13 protein-coding genes are annotated in these 13603 nt (G+C 46.3%); 4 read left to right on the top strand and 9 right to left on the bottom strand.

The annotated features are described in order from the left end of the window. The first annotated feature begins 63 nt into the window (after nucleotides 1-63). From BHV73_RS14080 to BHV73_RS14065, 4 genes are read left to right on the top strand one after another with little or no spacing between them, the layout of a single operon-like run. On the top strand, nucleotides 64-717 hold the full coding sequence (locus BHV73_RS14080) for a response regulator (RefSeq protein ID WP_286738636.1): 654 nt from the start codon (nucleotides 64-66) through the stop codon (nucleotides 715-717). 28 nt (nucleotides 718-745) lie between these two features. Next, a complete protein-coding gene (locus BHV73_RS14075; protein ID WP_009120589.1) occupies nucleotides 746-1483 on the top strand; it encodes a hypothetical protein in 738 nt (245 codons plus the stop codon). Nucleotides 1484-1517: 34 nt separating this feature from the next. Next, entirely contained in the window at nucleotides 1518-2279 is a 762-nt protein-coding gene (locus BHV73_RS14070) for a hypothetical protein (protein ID WP_022217794.1), read from the top strand. 14 nt (nucleotides 2280-2293) lie between these two features. Further along, a complete protein-coding gene (locus BHV73_RS14065; RefSeq protein ID WP_087413064.1) occupies nucleotides 2294-3262 on the top strand; it encodes a hypothetical protein in 969 nt (322 codons plus the stop codon). Nucleotides 3263-3380: 118 nt separating this feature from the next. Here BHV73_RS14065 and BHV73_RS14060 read toward each other — a convergent pair whose 3' ends face one another. From BHV73_RS14060 to BHV73_RS14020, 9 genes are all read right to left on the bottom strand, one after another. Beyond that, a complete protein-coding gene (locus BHV73_RS14060; protein WP_009120592.1) occupies nucleotides 3381-3923 on the bottom strand; it encodes a 2-oxoacid:ferredoxin oxidoreductase subunit gamma family protein in 543 nt (180 codons plus the stop codon). 22 nt (nucleotides 3924-3945) lie between these two features. After that, a complete protein-coding gene (locus BHV73_RS14055; RefSeq protein ID WP_009120593.1) occupies nucleotides 3946-4707 on the bottom strand; it encodes a thiamine pyrophosphate-dependent enzyme in 762 nt (253 codons plus the stop codon). Between the two features lie 12 nt (nucleotides 4708-4719). Beyond that, complete coding sequence (locus BHV73_RS14050; protein ID WP_009120594.1) at nucleotides 4720-4893, bottom strand: hypothetical protein; 174 nt, start codon at nucleotides 4891-4893, stop codon at nucleotides 4720-4722. Between the two features lie 61 nt (nucleotides 4894-4954). Continuing rightward, the gene (locus BHV73_RS14045) at nucleotides 4955-6040 is read right to left on the bottom strand and encodes a 3-methyl-2-oxobutanoate dehydrogenase subunit VorB (protein WP_009120595.1); all 1086 of its coding nucleotides are present in this window, start codon (nucleotides 6038-6040) and stop codon (nucleotides 4955-4957) included. Nucleotides 6041-6051: 11 nt separating this feature from the next. Next, nucleotides 6052-6279, bottom strand: a complete 228-nt coding sequence (locus tag BHV73_RS14040; protein ID WP_009120596.1) for a 4Fe-4S dicluster domain-containing protein — start codon at nucleotides 6277-6279, stop codon at nucleotides 6052-6054. Nucleotides 6280-6296: 17 nt separating this feature from the next. Continuing rightward, complete coding sequence (locus BHV73_RS14035; protein ID WP_009120597.1) at nucleotides 6297-6572, bottom strand: tetratricopeptide repeat protein; 276 nt, start codon at nucleotides 6570-6572, stop codon at nucleotides 6297-6299. A 171-nt stretch (nucleotides 6573-6743) separates the two neighbouring features. After that, nucleotides 6744-8147: a glycoside hydrolase family 28 protein gene (locus BHV73_RS14030; RefSeq protein WP_087425749.1), complete on the bottom strand. Its 1404-nt coding sequence runs from the start codon at nucleotides 8145-8147 to the stop codon at nucleotides 6744-6746. A gap of 117 nt (nucleotides 8148-8264) precedes the next feature. Then, nucleotides 8265-11069: a glycoside hydrolase family 98 domain-containing protein gene (locus BHV73_RS14025; protein ID WP_195622071.1), complete on the bottom strand. Its 2805-nt coding sequence runs from the start codon at nucleotides 11067-11069 to the stop codon at nucleotides 8265-8267. 44 nt (nucleotides 11070-11113) lie between these two features. Further along, nucleotides 11114-13588: a glycosyl hydrolase 115 family protein gene (locus tag BHV73_RS14020; RefSeq protein ID WP_195622069.1), complete on the bottom strand. Its 2475-nt coding sequence runs from the start codon at nucleotides 13586-13588 to the stop codon at nucleotides 11114-11116. Nucleotides 13589-13603: the final 15 nt, after the last annotated feature.

Here is a 13603-nt window from a genome sequence, read left to right as displayed (position 1 = left end):
TGATGCCGCATATTAATAAATGCTATTTCTTTGCAACATAATTTAGAACACAAAGATAGGTTGATGAAAGAAAGAGAGATACGCATTTTGTTGGTGGATGACCATGATTTGGTGCTTCAAGGTTTGAAGCGGATAGTGGAATGTTCGTTACCGGAAATAAAAAACGTATGTACTGCATCGTCGGGACAGGAGGCTTTGCTTCTTATCGCATCTCAACGTTTCAATCTTTTCGTGTTGGATATGGAGTTGCCCGACATATCAGGGATGGATATCATTGTGCGAATACGGGAGAAAGACCCGCAAGCGCGTATCATTGTGAATACCATGCACGAGGAAATCTGGTTTATCAAGAACTTGATACAGTGCTCGGTAGACGGTATTCTGTTTAAATCCATTGATTCTACAAAAATAGCCGAAGCCATTCGCCGTGTGCTGGATGGCGAAACGTACTATTGCCCTTATGCCGAACATGTGCGCGCACAGATGAAGCGTTCGGACGAAGGGCGGCGTGAAGAGCTGACCTTGCGTGAACTCGATGTGCTGAAATGCATCTCCGAGGGTAAGAATACGCAGGAGATAGCTCAGGAACTTTGTGTCTCTACCAATACGGTCGATACACACCGGCGCCATCTGATGGATAAACTGGATGCCCGGAATGTGGCAGACCTGATTATGACGGCTATCTCCAAAGGGATTATCCCTATCCGTAAATGCTGACGACATTACTCATTTAAAATAGTTTGATATGATGAAAAAGTTTACGGTTATAACTTTGTCCGCAATGTTCTGCGGACTGGTTGTGTTGTCAGCGTGCGGTGGTGCCGCTTCGGGTTCGGCCGCAAGTAGTGATACGCCTTTGGGGCGTGTACCCGCCATATTCGTAGAGGTGGCAGCTAAGAAAAAAGCGTTGGATGAAAGCTTGCGCAAAGAGGATGATTTAGACCGTTATCAAAAGAAACTGAAAGAGTTTGATGAATATGCGGCCAGGAGTTATCAGAAGGCGGCGGAAGAGGGTGAGAAACTCGTGGGACGCGAAATCGTTTGTACCGGAGACGTATATCCCGACTTTCAGGTAACAGGTGCTAAAGTGGCGGAATATCATGCCGGCAGAGAGGCTGGCAGTATAATTGTACGGGTTACGGTAACTCCCAAACGGGATATTGTAGTACGCGAAACCAAACGTAAATGCGCCGAAGGCGAATATCCGTTGAAAGACACCCGTCTGTATTTCGCCTTGATGAAAGCCAATGACCATTTGATTGAACTCGGACAGTTGAACCCTTTCAACAGTAATTCTTATAACAGTTCCTTGAAGGCCGAGTATGCTCCCGGACAGATGATTCAAGCCGGTGTGCCCTGCCATAGTGAAGGCGCTCCCGTTTACATTAACTGTCATACTTACGACTTTACGGAGTTTGCCAAGATTGTGTTTCTGGCGGAGAAAGACTATATGGCGATACGTAAACAAGCCTATGGTTTCTAAACGTACGGTTACTTAATAAAAAAAGCAGGCAAATATGAACAGACTTTTAATGACGGCGGCAGCCATTGCGCTGACCGCTTGCGGTGGCGTATCTACACAAAACGGAAATAGTACGGGCCGGGAAGGACTGAACGGTAAGGTACATAAGGTTCAGACTTTGATTTATAACGCGAAGGCGCAAGGCGATAAAATAGTAAAGAACGGCAAACCGGACGTTTATCGGGAGACGGATTTCTTTCCGCAAGAAGACACCCGGATTTATAGCGCAGCCGGACAGCTCGACTCTGTAATAAGCGTGGTGGATGCCGTTAAGTACATCACAGTCTATGATTACCAAGACGGAAATGTCAGCAACGAGAAACTCTTCCGGAACGGTGAAATGGTTACCGACCGTAAGTATATCTATCAAGGCGGTAATTTGGCGAATACAATCGAAGATATGTATATAGACGGTGATAAGATTACCAATGAGTATCCGGCGGATGCCTCAAAGATAGAGTATGCGGACGGTAATCGCATAGAGCATGGAGATACGGAACGTGATTATGTAGTGAAAGACGCTCGGGGACGCGTACTTAAAGAATCCGCTTACAGTGAGATGGATGAATACCTGACCGTTAAAGAGTACACCTATAATGAAAAAGGATGGTTGGAAACCTGCGTATCGTCCGATGATAATGAAGTTTCCTATGACTATACGGAAACAGACGACCGGGGCAACTGGACACGCATGGTGATAACCCTTAACGGGCAGCCTTATGGTATTGCGGAACGTAGCATTACTTATTACGAATAATAGAATGAAGTAATATGGAAATTTTAATCGTATTGTTGGCTTTACTTTCCCAAATATTAGGGTTGTGCGGCTTTGTTTTTTCATGCCTCTTGTTTTTGAGGTTCGGTAAGATAAAAAGTTGGTTCAATAAGAAAGCGGGTACGGAGATTGTCTCTTCATTCAGTTTCCGTTCTCTTCGTACATTGATTATAACAGGTGTGCTGGGCTTTATAATGATGATGGCAGGTTTGCTTTCCGGCGCATTGCTTTTTATGGACGAGACTCCTGCGGATACGCAGCTTTATTGGGTTGCGGGGATATGTGTGGCGTTGACCCTGGTCTATCCCGTTTGGCGCATTGTACGCCGTATTCTGAGTTGTGGCCGGGCGGAAAATAAGAAAGCGGAAACCTGGCGTCTTTTTTATGACATAGCGGTAAATCTTGCTGCGCTGTGCGGCGGATTATTGGTACTTGTCGTCTTGTCTTTTGTTGCCGTAATCTTGTCATTCACCAAATGGAGTAATTTTGTTCCCAACCGTTTGTACGAAATGTCGGGAGTGGATGTCGTGCCGGAGTCAAAGAGTTATTACTGGATAGGTGCCGTACTGGGCGTTGTCGCGGTCTTTTCGCAGTGGCTCGGTTCGGATAGCCAGGATATGATTGGCTGGCTGGCGGGGATTTCCGCCCTTGCATTGATTGGTTACGCTTTGTATCAAATACGTAGCGCGGTACCCGAGGACAGGAAGCGACTGATGTGGCGGTGGGGTTATATGATATTGACTACGTATGCCGTTTTCACCATTACCTGGATATTGATATTTGTGGCGATCGCGCTTCTTATTCTTTATGTAGTGCTTGCGGCTACCGGCAATACAGGTGGTAAGGACAAGTATAAAGTGACTTGCGATAACCTGACAGATGATGTAATCAACGGAAGAGGAATATGTAAGATTACAAACTCCAGATGCAAGATGCGTGATACGGGAGTTTGTCCTTATAACTGATGTCGGCCATTAACGTACCAGACTTGACTATTATTATAAAATTCCCCGAATAGGCGGGTAAGAAAAAACGGATGATGTTTCCTTTAAGAAAGCATCATCCGTTTATAGTTTAGGTACTTTATACCTCTTTAATCAGCTCCATACCACGTTTGATGGCCTCTTCATTCATCGGTATCAGGTGGTGATGACGTTCGGGGAGTGTCTTTTTCAATCCCTTGATAACGTTTTCCAAAGTCACGATCGGAGCAATCTTCAACAGACCGCCCAGTACAATCATGTTGAATGCTTTGGCGTTATTCATCTCATTGGCGGCATCCATAGCGTCGATGCGGTAAATGTGGATATCCTTACGTGTGGGCGGGTTGATAATGCCGTAGCCGTCGTAGATAAGTACGCCGCCGGGTTTTACCTTACTCTCGAACTTCTCCAGCGAGGGTTGGTTCAGGATGATAGCCGCGTCGTATTTGCTCAGAATGGGTGAGGAGATTTTCTCGTCACTTACAATCACGGTTACGTTTGCCGTACCGCCGCGTTGTTCCGGACCGTATGCCGGCATCCAGGTAACCTCTTTGCCTTCCATCAGTCCGGAGTATGCCAAAATCTTGCCCATGGACAATACACCTTGTCCGCCGAAGCCTGCTATAATGATTTCTTCTTTCATTGTTCTTCTGTTTTTAGCATCATTATTTATCTTTCAAGTCACCTAACGGATAGAAGGGGAACATATTCTCCTGCATCCATTTGTTTGATTTTTCCGGAGACATCTTCCAGCCGGAGTTACAGGTGGAAACAATCTCTACGAGGTTGGAGCCTTTGCCTGCCATGGAGTTCTCGAATGCCTTGCGGATAGCTTTCTTCGCCTTGCGGATGGCGGGAACGGTTTCCACACTTTGGCGGGTGACGTAAGCCGTACCTTCCAGTTGGGCGGCAATGTCGGCTATCTTCAGAGGATAACCGTGCAAATGCACGTCGCGTCCGTAGGGGCTGGTAGAAGTCTTCATGCCCACAAGGGTAGTAGGAGCCATTTGTCCGCCGGTCATACCGTAGATGGCGTTGTTGATGAAAACAATGGTTATATTCTCGCCGCGGTTCAGCGCATGAATTGTTTCGGCGGTACCGATACAGGCCAAATCACCGTCGCCCTGGTAGGTAAATACCAGACGGTCCGGCCACAGGCGCTTGATAGCGGTGGCAAGTGCGGGAGCACGTCCGTGAGCGGCTTCCTGCCAATCGATATCTATATAGTTGTAGATAAATACGGCGCATCCCACAGGGGAGATACCTACGGCTTTATCTTCCAGTCCCATTTCTTCGATTACTTCGGCAATCAGTTTATGAACCACACCGTGGCTGCATCCCGGGCAGTAATGCATGGGATTATCGTTCATCAGAGTCGGTTTCTTGGCAACCAGGTTCTCAGGTTTGATAATATCTTCTTTTGTCATAATCACTTCTCCTTATCTGTTGGTGAACCGTATGAAAAACTCCATGAGCTTGACGAATATGGCAGCGCCGCAAACGTATATAAACAGCTTGAAGTCGTCTTTTGCCACAAAATATACGATGATGGCTGCCAGGGCAAGTACCATGAAGAGAATATTCAGTACGTTTCTTATTTTATCAGGATTCATTTCTTAAATTGAGAATTAAAAATTAAAAAATACAAATAGAGTTACTGAGATTTCTTACTTCTCAATTCTCATTTTTTAATTTGGCAAGTGCCGTAACAATCTCATCCGGATCGGGGACGATACCGCCGAGGCGTCCGAAATGTTCCACTTTCACTTTTCCGTTTACGGCCAGGCGGACATCCTCAATCATCTGTCCTGCATTCAACTCGGTGACCAGCATGCCTTTTACTTTGTCGGCATAGGCGGCAATGGCTTTGGTCGGGAACGGCCACAGGGTGATAGGACGAAGCATTCCGACCTTGATACCCTCTTCACGAGCCAGTTCCATGGCCTTCTGGCCGATACGTGCCATAGAGCCGAACGCTACAATCAGGTATTCGGCATCGTCGCAGTGAATCTCTTCGAAACGTACTTCGTTTTCTTCGATTTCTTTGTATTTGGCTTGGAAACGGATATTGTTTTTCTCCATTTCTTCCGGTTTCAGTTCCAGAGAGGTAATGACATTGGGCTTGCGGCCGTTGGTTCTGCCGGTAGTGGCCCACGGGCATTGCTCGATAACTTCGGCATCCGTACGGCGAGGCTTCTGTACGGGGAGCACTACTTTTTCCATCATCTGACCGATTACACCGTCGGCAAGGATGATAGCCGGGTTACGGTACTTGAAGGCAAGTTCAAAACCCAAACTTACGAAGTCCGCCATTTCCTGCACGGAAGCAGGGGCAAGGGCGATGAGACGATAGTCACCGTGACCGCCGCCTTTTACGGTCTGGAAATAGTCGGCCTGACTCGGCTGAATGGTTCCGAGGCCGGGACCGCCGCGCATCACGTTTACAATCAGACACGGCAATTCGGCTCCTGCAATGTAGGAAATTCCTTCCTGCTTGAGGCTGACACCGGGGCTGGATGAAGAGGTCATTACCATTTTTCCGCTTCCGGCGCCACCGTATACCATATTAATAGCTGCCACTTCACTTTCTGCCTGGAGTACTACCATGCCGGTGGTTTCCCAGGGTTTCAGTTCGGCAAGTGTTTCCAATACTTCCGATTGGGGAGTAATAGGATAGCCGAAGTATCCGTCGGCACCACAGCGAATGGCTGCGTGGGCGATGGCTTCGTTTCCTTTCATTAATACAACTTCTTCTGCCATATTCTTCTTATTTATTCTACTTTTACTTTATAAACCGAGATACATCCGTCCGGACATACGGTTGCGCAAGAACTGCATCCGTTACAGGTATCTTCCAATATCTGGTGGGCATAGTTATACCCTTTTACATTCACCTCTTTGGTGAGGGCTATTACATTGAGCGGACAAGCCACGGCACACAGGTTGCAGCCTTTGCAACGTTCGGTGTCTACTACGATTGCTCCTTTGATTTTTGCCATAATTTACGTTCTTTTATTTATTGATTGTACATATCCTTATGAAAGAAGTTCAGAATATCCATCACCATGTTGCGGGCTTGCCGGGCGGGACTGTCCGGATTGAGGTCAATGGCATATTGGTAGTTATTCAGCGCCTGCTGCCAGTTGCTCTGCTTGCGGTAAGCATTCCCCCGGAGGTAATAGGCTTCGTCTTTTTCGGGAAAATCGGTTTGAAGTATTTCGTCAAGCTGGAGGATAGCCTGCTCTACATTTCCCTGATTGATAAGCTCTTTTATGGTATTTAATTGCTCCATATCATTCTGAGTTCCGGATTATTGAAGTACAAAGATAGTTTTTATTTAAAGACAATATGCAACTTATTTGCTAAAAATAAGAAAACAAGGGGAATAAATAGCCCGGAATCTTTATTGCTTTTTGTCACAATGTAAAGGTTCCGGGCTGAACTATATGAAAATGTGGTTGTCTTACTTTACAAGTTCTCCGTTTATATACAAATTCTTGAACGTAATGTCTTTTGCTCCTTTTATTTGATTACCGCCTTTTTCCACATTGTTAAAGCGGGAGTCTTCCACACTTACGTTATAAACGTGTTTATCATCGTCGAGTCCGATGATGAGGACACCGAGCTTACTCTTTTCGCAGGTTACATTTTTGAGGTGTACGTTGCGTACGGTAGGAGCATAGCCACGGTTACACTTTTCACGGTTTTCGTATTGCAGATTGATGCGGAGTACGGCTTCGCGACACTGGCCGACAGTGACGTTACGCACAAATACATTTTCTATCAGTCCGCCTCGGCAAGTACTGGTCTTGATGCGGATTACGCGATCCAAATCCGGGCTGTCCATGCGGCAGTTCTCTACGAACAGGTTACGGTAACCACCGGATATTTCGCTGCCGATGACTACACCGCCATGACCGTTTTTCATGAAACAGCCGCGTACTATGATATTCTCGCTGGGGATGTTCCATTTGCGGCCGTCTTGGTTACGTCCGGATTTAATGGCTATACAGTCGTCACCCGTATCGAAAGTACAGTTCTCTATCAGCACGTTTTTGCAAGATTCCGGGTCGCAGCCGTCTCCGTTGGGACCACGGTTGAAAACGTGTACACCACGTACGATGAGGCTTTCGCAAAACAACGGGTGGATAACCCAGAACGGAGAGTTCAGCAGGGTTACATCTTCTATTAATACCGTATTGCAGGAATAGAGGTTGATGAGTTGCGGGCGCATACCGTCTTCGGGCTTCATGATGCGTTTGTATATGGGAGTAGAGGTTTCGCCATACATCAACAGACGTTCGCGTCCGCCGTTGCGTTGGGCAACCATCCCTTCCTTCCAGCCGTAGCGTGGAGCGCCGCACATAGACCACCAGGTTTCATTGGAACCTTGTCCGTCAATTGTACCTTTACCGGTGATGGCGATGTTGGTTTCGCCGTACGCATATATCAGCGGACGGGCATTATAGCAGTCCAAACCTTCCCAGCGGGTAATGACGGCGGGAAAGTAAAGGCTTTGGTCGGTAGAGAATTTCAATACGGCACCTTCTTCCACATGAAAATTCACATTGCTCTTTAAGGTGACAGGGCCGGTATGGAAAGTCCCTTTGGGTACTACAACTGTTCCGCCACCGTTCAGGCTGCATGTTACGATGGCCTGGTTGATAGCCTCATGACAAGGTTCATCCGGCGTATCGGGCTTTGCGCCAAAATCTGTGATGAGATAGGTGCGGTCGGGGAAAGACGTTCTCTTGATTTGTTTTTCGATGTTGGCGCTTTCTTTGAAGGCTTTGTCAAAATCTATCGGATTGGCAGTTGCCAAAGTTACCGATAGAAGCAGGGAGATGATTCCGATTACTTTCTTCATGCGTTTTTCTTTTATGTTCTTAAATGGTAATTAGATTACGTTGACAAAAGTAGGAAAACTCTCCAAATGACAAAGGTTAGTTTTTGATTGAAAGTGTGTAATAATTGACTGAAATGGTTATACACCCTCTATGATGATATTGTCCAAATAAAGTTCGCTTGCCGCATTGCCATTGGCGCGTAGTTCGATGGTGTTCGTTCCTTTGTTCAAATACACTTGCTGCATGCTCACTCGCCAATCATCATTACCGGTTTGGGTAAATTCGGGAAAACCGCTCGTTTTACCGTTGATGTGTAATTCTACGGTAGAAACGGTGGCTGACGGCGCTCTATATCTAATCTTCAATGTGTACGGACCTTCGTTTAAAACACTTACCATATCTCTGACGGCCGCAGCGGAGCTTGAACCGAAGTTTATGTAACCCAATGCCGTATAGTTCCGTATACTTCCGCCGGCTGCATTCTTTACATGTGCTTTGATATTTTTGTAATCGAAGTTCTCGGCTTCATGCTGGCGGGGCCCCGAATAAGATTGCGGAGATGCAGGTGTGGAAATCGTTGCCGTACGATAACCGGTTTCACGCTGCATCGCATCACCGGCACAATTTACCGTAATGTCCAGCGGACCGTTATGTTTTACCGTTAAAGTCAGTATGTTGTTATTCCATGTTTCACTGATTTGCGGAGCAACGGTACGGCTGCCTCTATCATTGTAAGTGTAGGTCGGTTTCTGTGTGCTGCCGAAAATCCTGATAACCTCACTTTTCAATGAAGTGTTGGTATTGCTGTAATTGGTGAGGTAGAAAGTCAATTTGTCGGTATGTTCCTTGACTATTCCCGCTGTATATTTTGCATAGGTAAGCTCTATTTTGTCACATGTATTGTACTTCAGAGGAAGGGTGGCCGAGGCTGTTTGTCCGGTAGGATTATAAGTCACCCAACGGTTATCGCTACGGCCGGCATAGAGATTACCCGTATATTCTTCGGGAAACAGGGTCTTGAACTCCTGTACCTTTTTATCCTTGTCTCCCCAACGGCTTGCATATTCGGACATGTTCACTTGTACGGAGAATGTATTGGCTATGGCATCTCTCAAGCCATACACAATGGGGATGGTAGGGTAACGCCCGGTTTTCTTGAAGTAATTCTTGTTATAATCTTGTTCGCTTTGATTGTTTCCGTCGTCATCCATTCGATAAAGCCCTTCGTACAAACCGACAGGTGCACTGTACTTCTGCATGTTGCTACCGGAATTTACATCGTGCACAATGACAGCTTTGGTTCGTTCTATTACTTCTTCCCGGCCGGGTATATATACGGTTCCGTCCAGTATTTTACGGAAGATATCGAGATTGATATTCTCGAATTGAGGGAACATCTCCCAATTTCTCTGTTTGTAACCGCCGTTGTCTGTAATACTCCCCTCTTTATAACATTGACGCCATATCAGCTCTGGACCGTCGATTACGGTTTGTCCGGTCAGCGTTATATGTTCCAAAGCAGGGATGGCTCCGGCAGCCACAGGAAAATCGGTATCGCCATATAGTCCGTTCCAGCCACATTCGTCAAAACGTATGCCATACTGCCCGGCATATCCGGATAAGTAAGCGCCGAGACAAGTACTTTCCACATCGAAGAAACCGTTTTGAGAGGTATATTTCTCGCATAAAATGAAGTGCTCCGGATACAGGCTGCAAGCTTCTCTGAAACTGCCGCTCCGCTTGAACATGGCTATCGGATTGTGGGAAGCTCCCCAATAAGCATTACAGAAGCTGACTACCAGATATCCGCCGTATTTGTGGCTTAACTTCATCAGATTACTCCAATGAGTGAGCCGGTCTTCATAACGTACATTAAACAGGCTGTTGTCGAATCCCCAAAATTGTTCGCTATAATTGAAACCAAGAAAATTGGGATAGTCTCTGTAAAACTCATCATACATACTGGTTTCCAATTCCGCATAGTCTGTGAAGTCCGGGAAATGGCATTTCGCCCCGCTTGCCGGTTGCACCATTGCCCATACGTTTTTTTCCGCACAAACTCTCAACCAGGATTTGGCTGTTTCGTAGCCGTATTCTACACGTTCAAAATTGGCGGCATCATGAGGCGAAGTAGATAATGAAATGTTGAAGACTACGAACGGACGTATATCTTCCGGTATCATATCAATGATTTTTTCCGGATCGGGATAAGTCCAGGAATCGATATGAATGAGCCACATAGGACGGTTGGGCGAGATTGGGCGGCGTAACGCTCCCGTAACAGGATTGTTCCCATCGTTTTCCTTGATAGGCAGGACTATGGAAGATGTGTTCCCGGTAAATGTAAAGGTAACGTATCCGCTGTTTGAAAGGTCGACATTGCGGAAGACGCTCTCTATACGTCCGCTTTGCGCTTTTTCATCCAATGTATATGTCCGGTTTCCATAATCGATACTCCAATAACCTTCTTCTGCGATACCGACTTCGGGCAAGACGCTGTCGGAACCTGTTACTTTTGTTTTGCTGCCGGTGACGCCGTTGGTAAAAAGCCATTCGCCACCTATAGTCCAGTAATAGACGCCGTTTCTTTCTTGGGCTCCTATCAGGGGAGCATAGACCGTCTGATTGGTTTCACCGTCCAGTGCGGCGATTTGCGTACATACGGTAATAAGCGTGCCGTTTGTCAGTTCAATCTGATAGCCGGTCCGGTTTCCGGATGGTGTGCATGTTTTTATTCCTACGTTGTTTTCTTCGGCTTTTATGAGTTGTTGTAACGCTTTTATATTGTTGTTTATGTCATTTAAAGTTTCTTGCCTGCCGGTTATGTCCGGTGCCTTGTCAGGAAGTTCGTCATCCTTGCACCCGGTCAGTATACAGATGCAAAATAAGGCTGTGCGAAAAAGTATTCCCGGTTTGAATATTCCTTTTTTTGTGTATTTCATAGTATCAGATGTTTTGTAATGTCCTTTTTGGTTTATATAGGTATTCAAAGGGGCTTTCGCGTTTCCGGTGCACCCAGATAGCTCGGTTTCAGTCCGCCTGCGTGAATCAGAATCTTTTCGATAACGATACCCGGATTCAACGGACGGATACGCAACGTGTGTATGCCTTTTTTAGTTAATTGATGGATTGAGCGGGATTCGATAATCGGATTGGACTGCCATTTGCCCAACTCTCCGGTATAATGACCGTTGAAATTGATGATTTGCTCTTTCCCGCCGTCAAAACTGACTGCATAACTCAATCCTTTGTTCTCGTTGAAGTTCAGGGTAGGGGCAAGTAAGAGTTCTACCCGTACGTTTCCGGTCTTTTCCATTTCTATGTCATACTCCAGATACATCTTCTCCGGTGTCAGGGTGACGGGAAGGGTGGTGATGCCCGATAGTGTCTTTCCGAATCCAGGAATGATGCTCCATGTGGTTTTACCTTCACTGACGGCGCGTGTGAAGTGCTCGGCTTCGATAGATACATATCCTTTCGTTTCTTTAAACGTATAAGGAACGGAACGTTCGGGTACACGGGTTATTTTGGGCATGGTTCGTTTTTCCGGATTGTTCCAGGAAGTATAGCCGATATGAATCTGGCTCATAAGGTGATTCCACTTTCCGTCGGATATTGTCTTATGATAATAATCGGTCAAGATGGAGTCGCGTTGAAAGCAGGATTCCACTTTATCCGCCCAGTAATTTGCTTCCGGATCTTTTTTGGCTGCCAACGCTTGGTTCTTGGCTTGGGCATAATACATATTATATAGGTTTGAACATGCTTGAACCGGGAACGAAATAAGCTGGTCGTAAGCATCTCTGTATTCTGATGGCAACAAGAAACCGAGGTTGTGCGCATCCAGCGCCAACGTATTGTATTCATTGACGACACGTTCCCATTCGCCGTAATTGAAGCTGTACGTTTTGACATTCAGCATTTCGGGAGTGACCCGGCGGTTGTATTTGGCATAAAGAGAAAGAATGCGTGCCGCTTCTTTGGCATATGTGCGGCCGAATTGCCGGGCGCAGAATTCTTCTGCATGCTGTTGCAGGTTTTGGGCATTGAATTTGTCGGGGTTCCATGCCATGTCCAGGAAGAAGGTGATGGGGTATTCCATAGGTTTCAAATCACCTACGTTGACTATCCATAGCTTGCGTACGCCATATTCATAAGTCAGATGCATTTGTTCCCAGATACGGGGAATGGGGTTGATGTTAATCCATTTGGAATTTCGGGGGGCGCCCACATAGTCGAAATGGTAGTACATGCCGTATCCGCCGGTACGCGGCTTCTCATCCGGGCATGGCAGTTTTCGTACATTGCCCCAGTTGTCATCGCACAACAGCAGGGTAACGTCGTCCGGAACACGCATTCCTTTGTCATAATAGTCTTGCACTTCTTTATAAAGCGCCCATACCTGTGGCGTTTTATCGGCCTTTTTGCCTGTCACTTTCTCAATGATTTCGCGTTGGTCTTTCACTATATTCTCCAATAATGAGATATTGGCGCCTTCGCTCATCGGTTCATCGCCGTCGCCGCGCATTCCTATGGTGATTACGGATTCCCAGTTTTTGGCGCGTTCTATGCCGTAAGTCCAGAAATCATTGAGACCTTTCTTGTTTTGTGTATAGTCCCATGCTCCTTTGCCGCGCCGTTTCCAATCTTGTTGCGCCAAGGCCATAGGCTCGTGATGAGAAGTTCCCATCACGACCCCCATGGTGTGGGCCAATACGCCGTTCTGCGGGTCATCGTCATAAAAAGCGCTTCCCCACATTGCAGGCCACATAAAATTACCCTTCAAACGTAATACCAATTCGAAAACATGCTTATAAAACGTGCTGTTGAAGTCGCCGAATTTTTCTTTTGCCCAGTTTCCCATGCACGGCCACTCGTCGTTAATGAAAATACCACGGTACTCTACTTTAGGTTCACCGTCTGTATATATACCCGGTTTTATATAGATATGTTTGTGTTTGTGTACAGGTACGTCCGCCCACCAATACCAGGGGGATACGCCTATTTGTCCGGATAGTTCGTAAATGCCGTAGATAGCTCCGCGTTTGTCGCTGCCGGCAATGACAAGTGCTTTTTCCACTCCGTCGCAAGGAGAAGATACGGTCTGCAGGAGATACTTTTCTCTCTTGCCTTCCAATTCTTTTTTATTTAATTTGCCGGAAGACAAAAGGCGTTGTATCAGCGGAGACCGGTATGTTCCGACTAAAACGGCATATCGGCTATTTACGTGTGTACTAATCTCGGGTTTAGTTCCGCATACGCTGAAGATATCCTGTTGCAGGTTGTCTACGGCCATTTTTACTCCCGGGTCTTCATCAGCATCGATGATAATGGGACAAGGCTTTCCATCGGTTGCTAACGGGAAACAGTCGCCGGTCGGTTTAAATACTATAAATCGGTCTGCCGAGAAAGCCATAAGGCTGATGAATGAGAGACAGAATGATAAAAAAAAATTTTTCATGGTTTACAAGTAAAA

The organism is Bacteroides sp. 44_46, from assembly GCF_001915465.1.
GTDB classification, from domain to species: Bacteria; Bacteroidota; Bacteroidia; order Bacteroidales; family Bacteroidaceae; genus Bacteroides; species Bacteroides clarus.
The sequence above is the reverse complement of the archived record's forward strand: the minus strand, read 5'-3'. Positions and strand labels throughout refer to the sequence as shown.

Coding starts and splice junctions, on each gene's coding strand:
- BHV73_RS14080 (WP_286738636.1), top strand. CDS start 64: ATGAAAGAAAGAGAGATACGCATTTTGTTGGTGGATGACCATGATTTG.
- BHV73_RS14075 (WP_009120589.1), top strand. CDS start 746: ATGATGAAAAAGTTTACGGTTATAACTTTGTCCGCAATGTTCTGCGGA.
- BHV73_RS14070 (WP_022217794.1), top strand. CDS start 1,518: ATGAACAGACTTTTAATGACGGCGGCAGCCATTGCGCTGACCGCTTGC.
- BHV73_RS14065 (WP_087413064.1), top strand. CDS start 2,294: ATGGAAATTTTAATCGTATTGTTGGCTTTACTTTCCCAAATATTAGGG.
- BHV73_RS14060 (WP_009120592.1), bottom strand. CDS start 3,923: ATGAAAGAAGAAATCATTATAGCAGGCTTCGGCGGACAAGGTGTATTG.
- BHV73_RS14055 (WP_009120593.1), bottom strand. CDS start 4,707: ATGACAAAAGAAGATATTATCAAACCTGAGAACCTGGTTGCCAAGAAA.
- BHV73_RS14050 (WP_009120594.1), bottom strand. CDS start 4,893: ATGAATCCTGATAAAATAAGAAACGTACTGAATATTCTCTTCATGGTA.
- BHV73_RS14045 (WP_009120595.1), bottom strand. CDS start 6,040: ATGGCAGAAGAAGTTGTATTAATGAAAGGAAACGAAGCCATCGCCCAC.
- BHV73_RS14040 (WP_009120596.1), bottom strand. CDS start 6,279: ATGGCAAAAATCAAAGGAGCAATCGTAGTAGACACCGAACGTTGCAAA.
- BHV73_RS14035 (WP_009120597.1), bottom strand. CDS start 6,572: ATGGAGCAATTAAATACCATAAAAGAGCTTATCAATCAGGGAAATGTA.
- BHV73_RS14030 (WP_087425749.1), bottom strand. CDS start 8,147: ATGAAGAAAGTAATCGGAATCATCTCCCTGCTTCTATCGGTAACTTTG.
- BHV73_RS14025 (WP_195622071.1), bottom strand. CDS start 11,069: ATGAAATACACAAAAAAAGGAATATTCAAACCGGGAATACTTTTTCGC.
- BHV73_RS14020 (WP_195622069.1), bottom strand. CDS start 13,588: ATGAAAAATTTTTTTTTATCATTCTGTCTCTCATTCATCAGCCTTATG.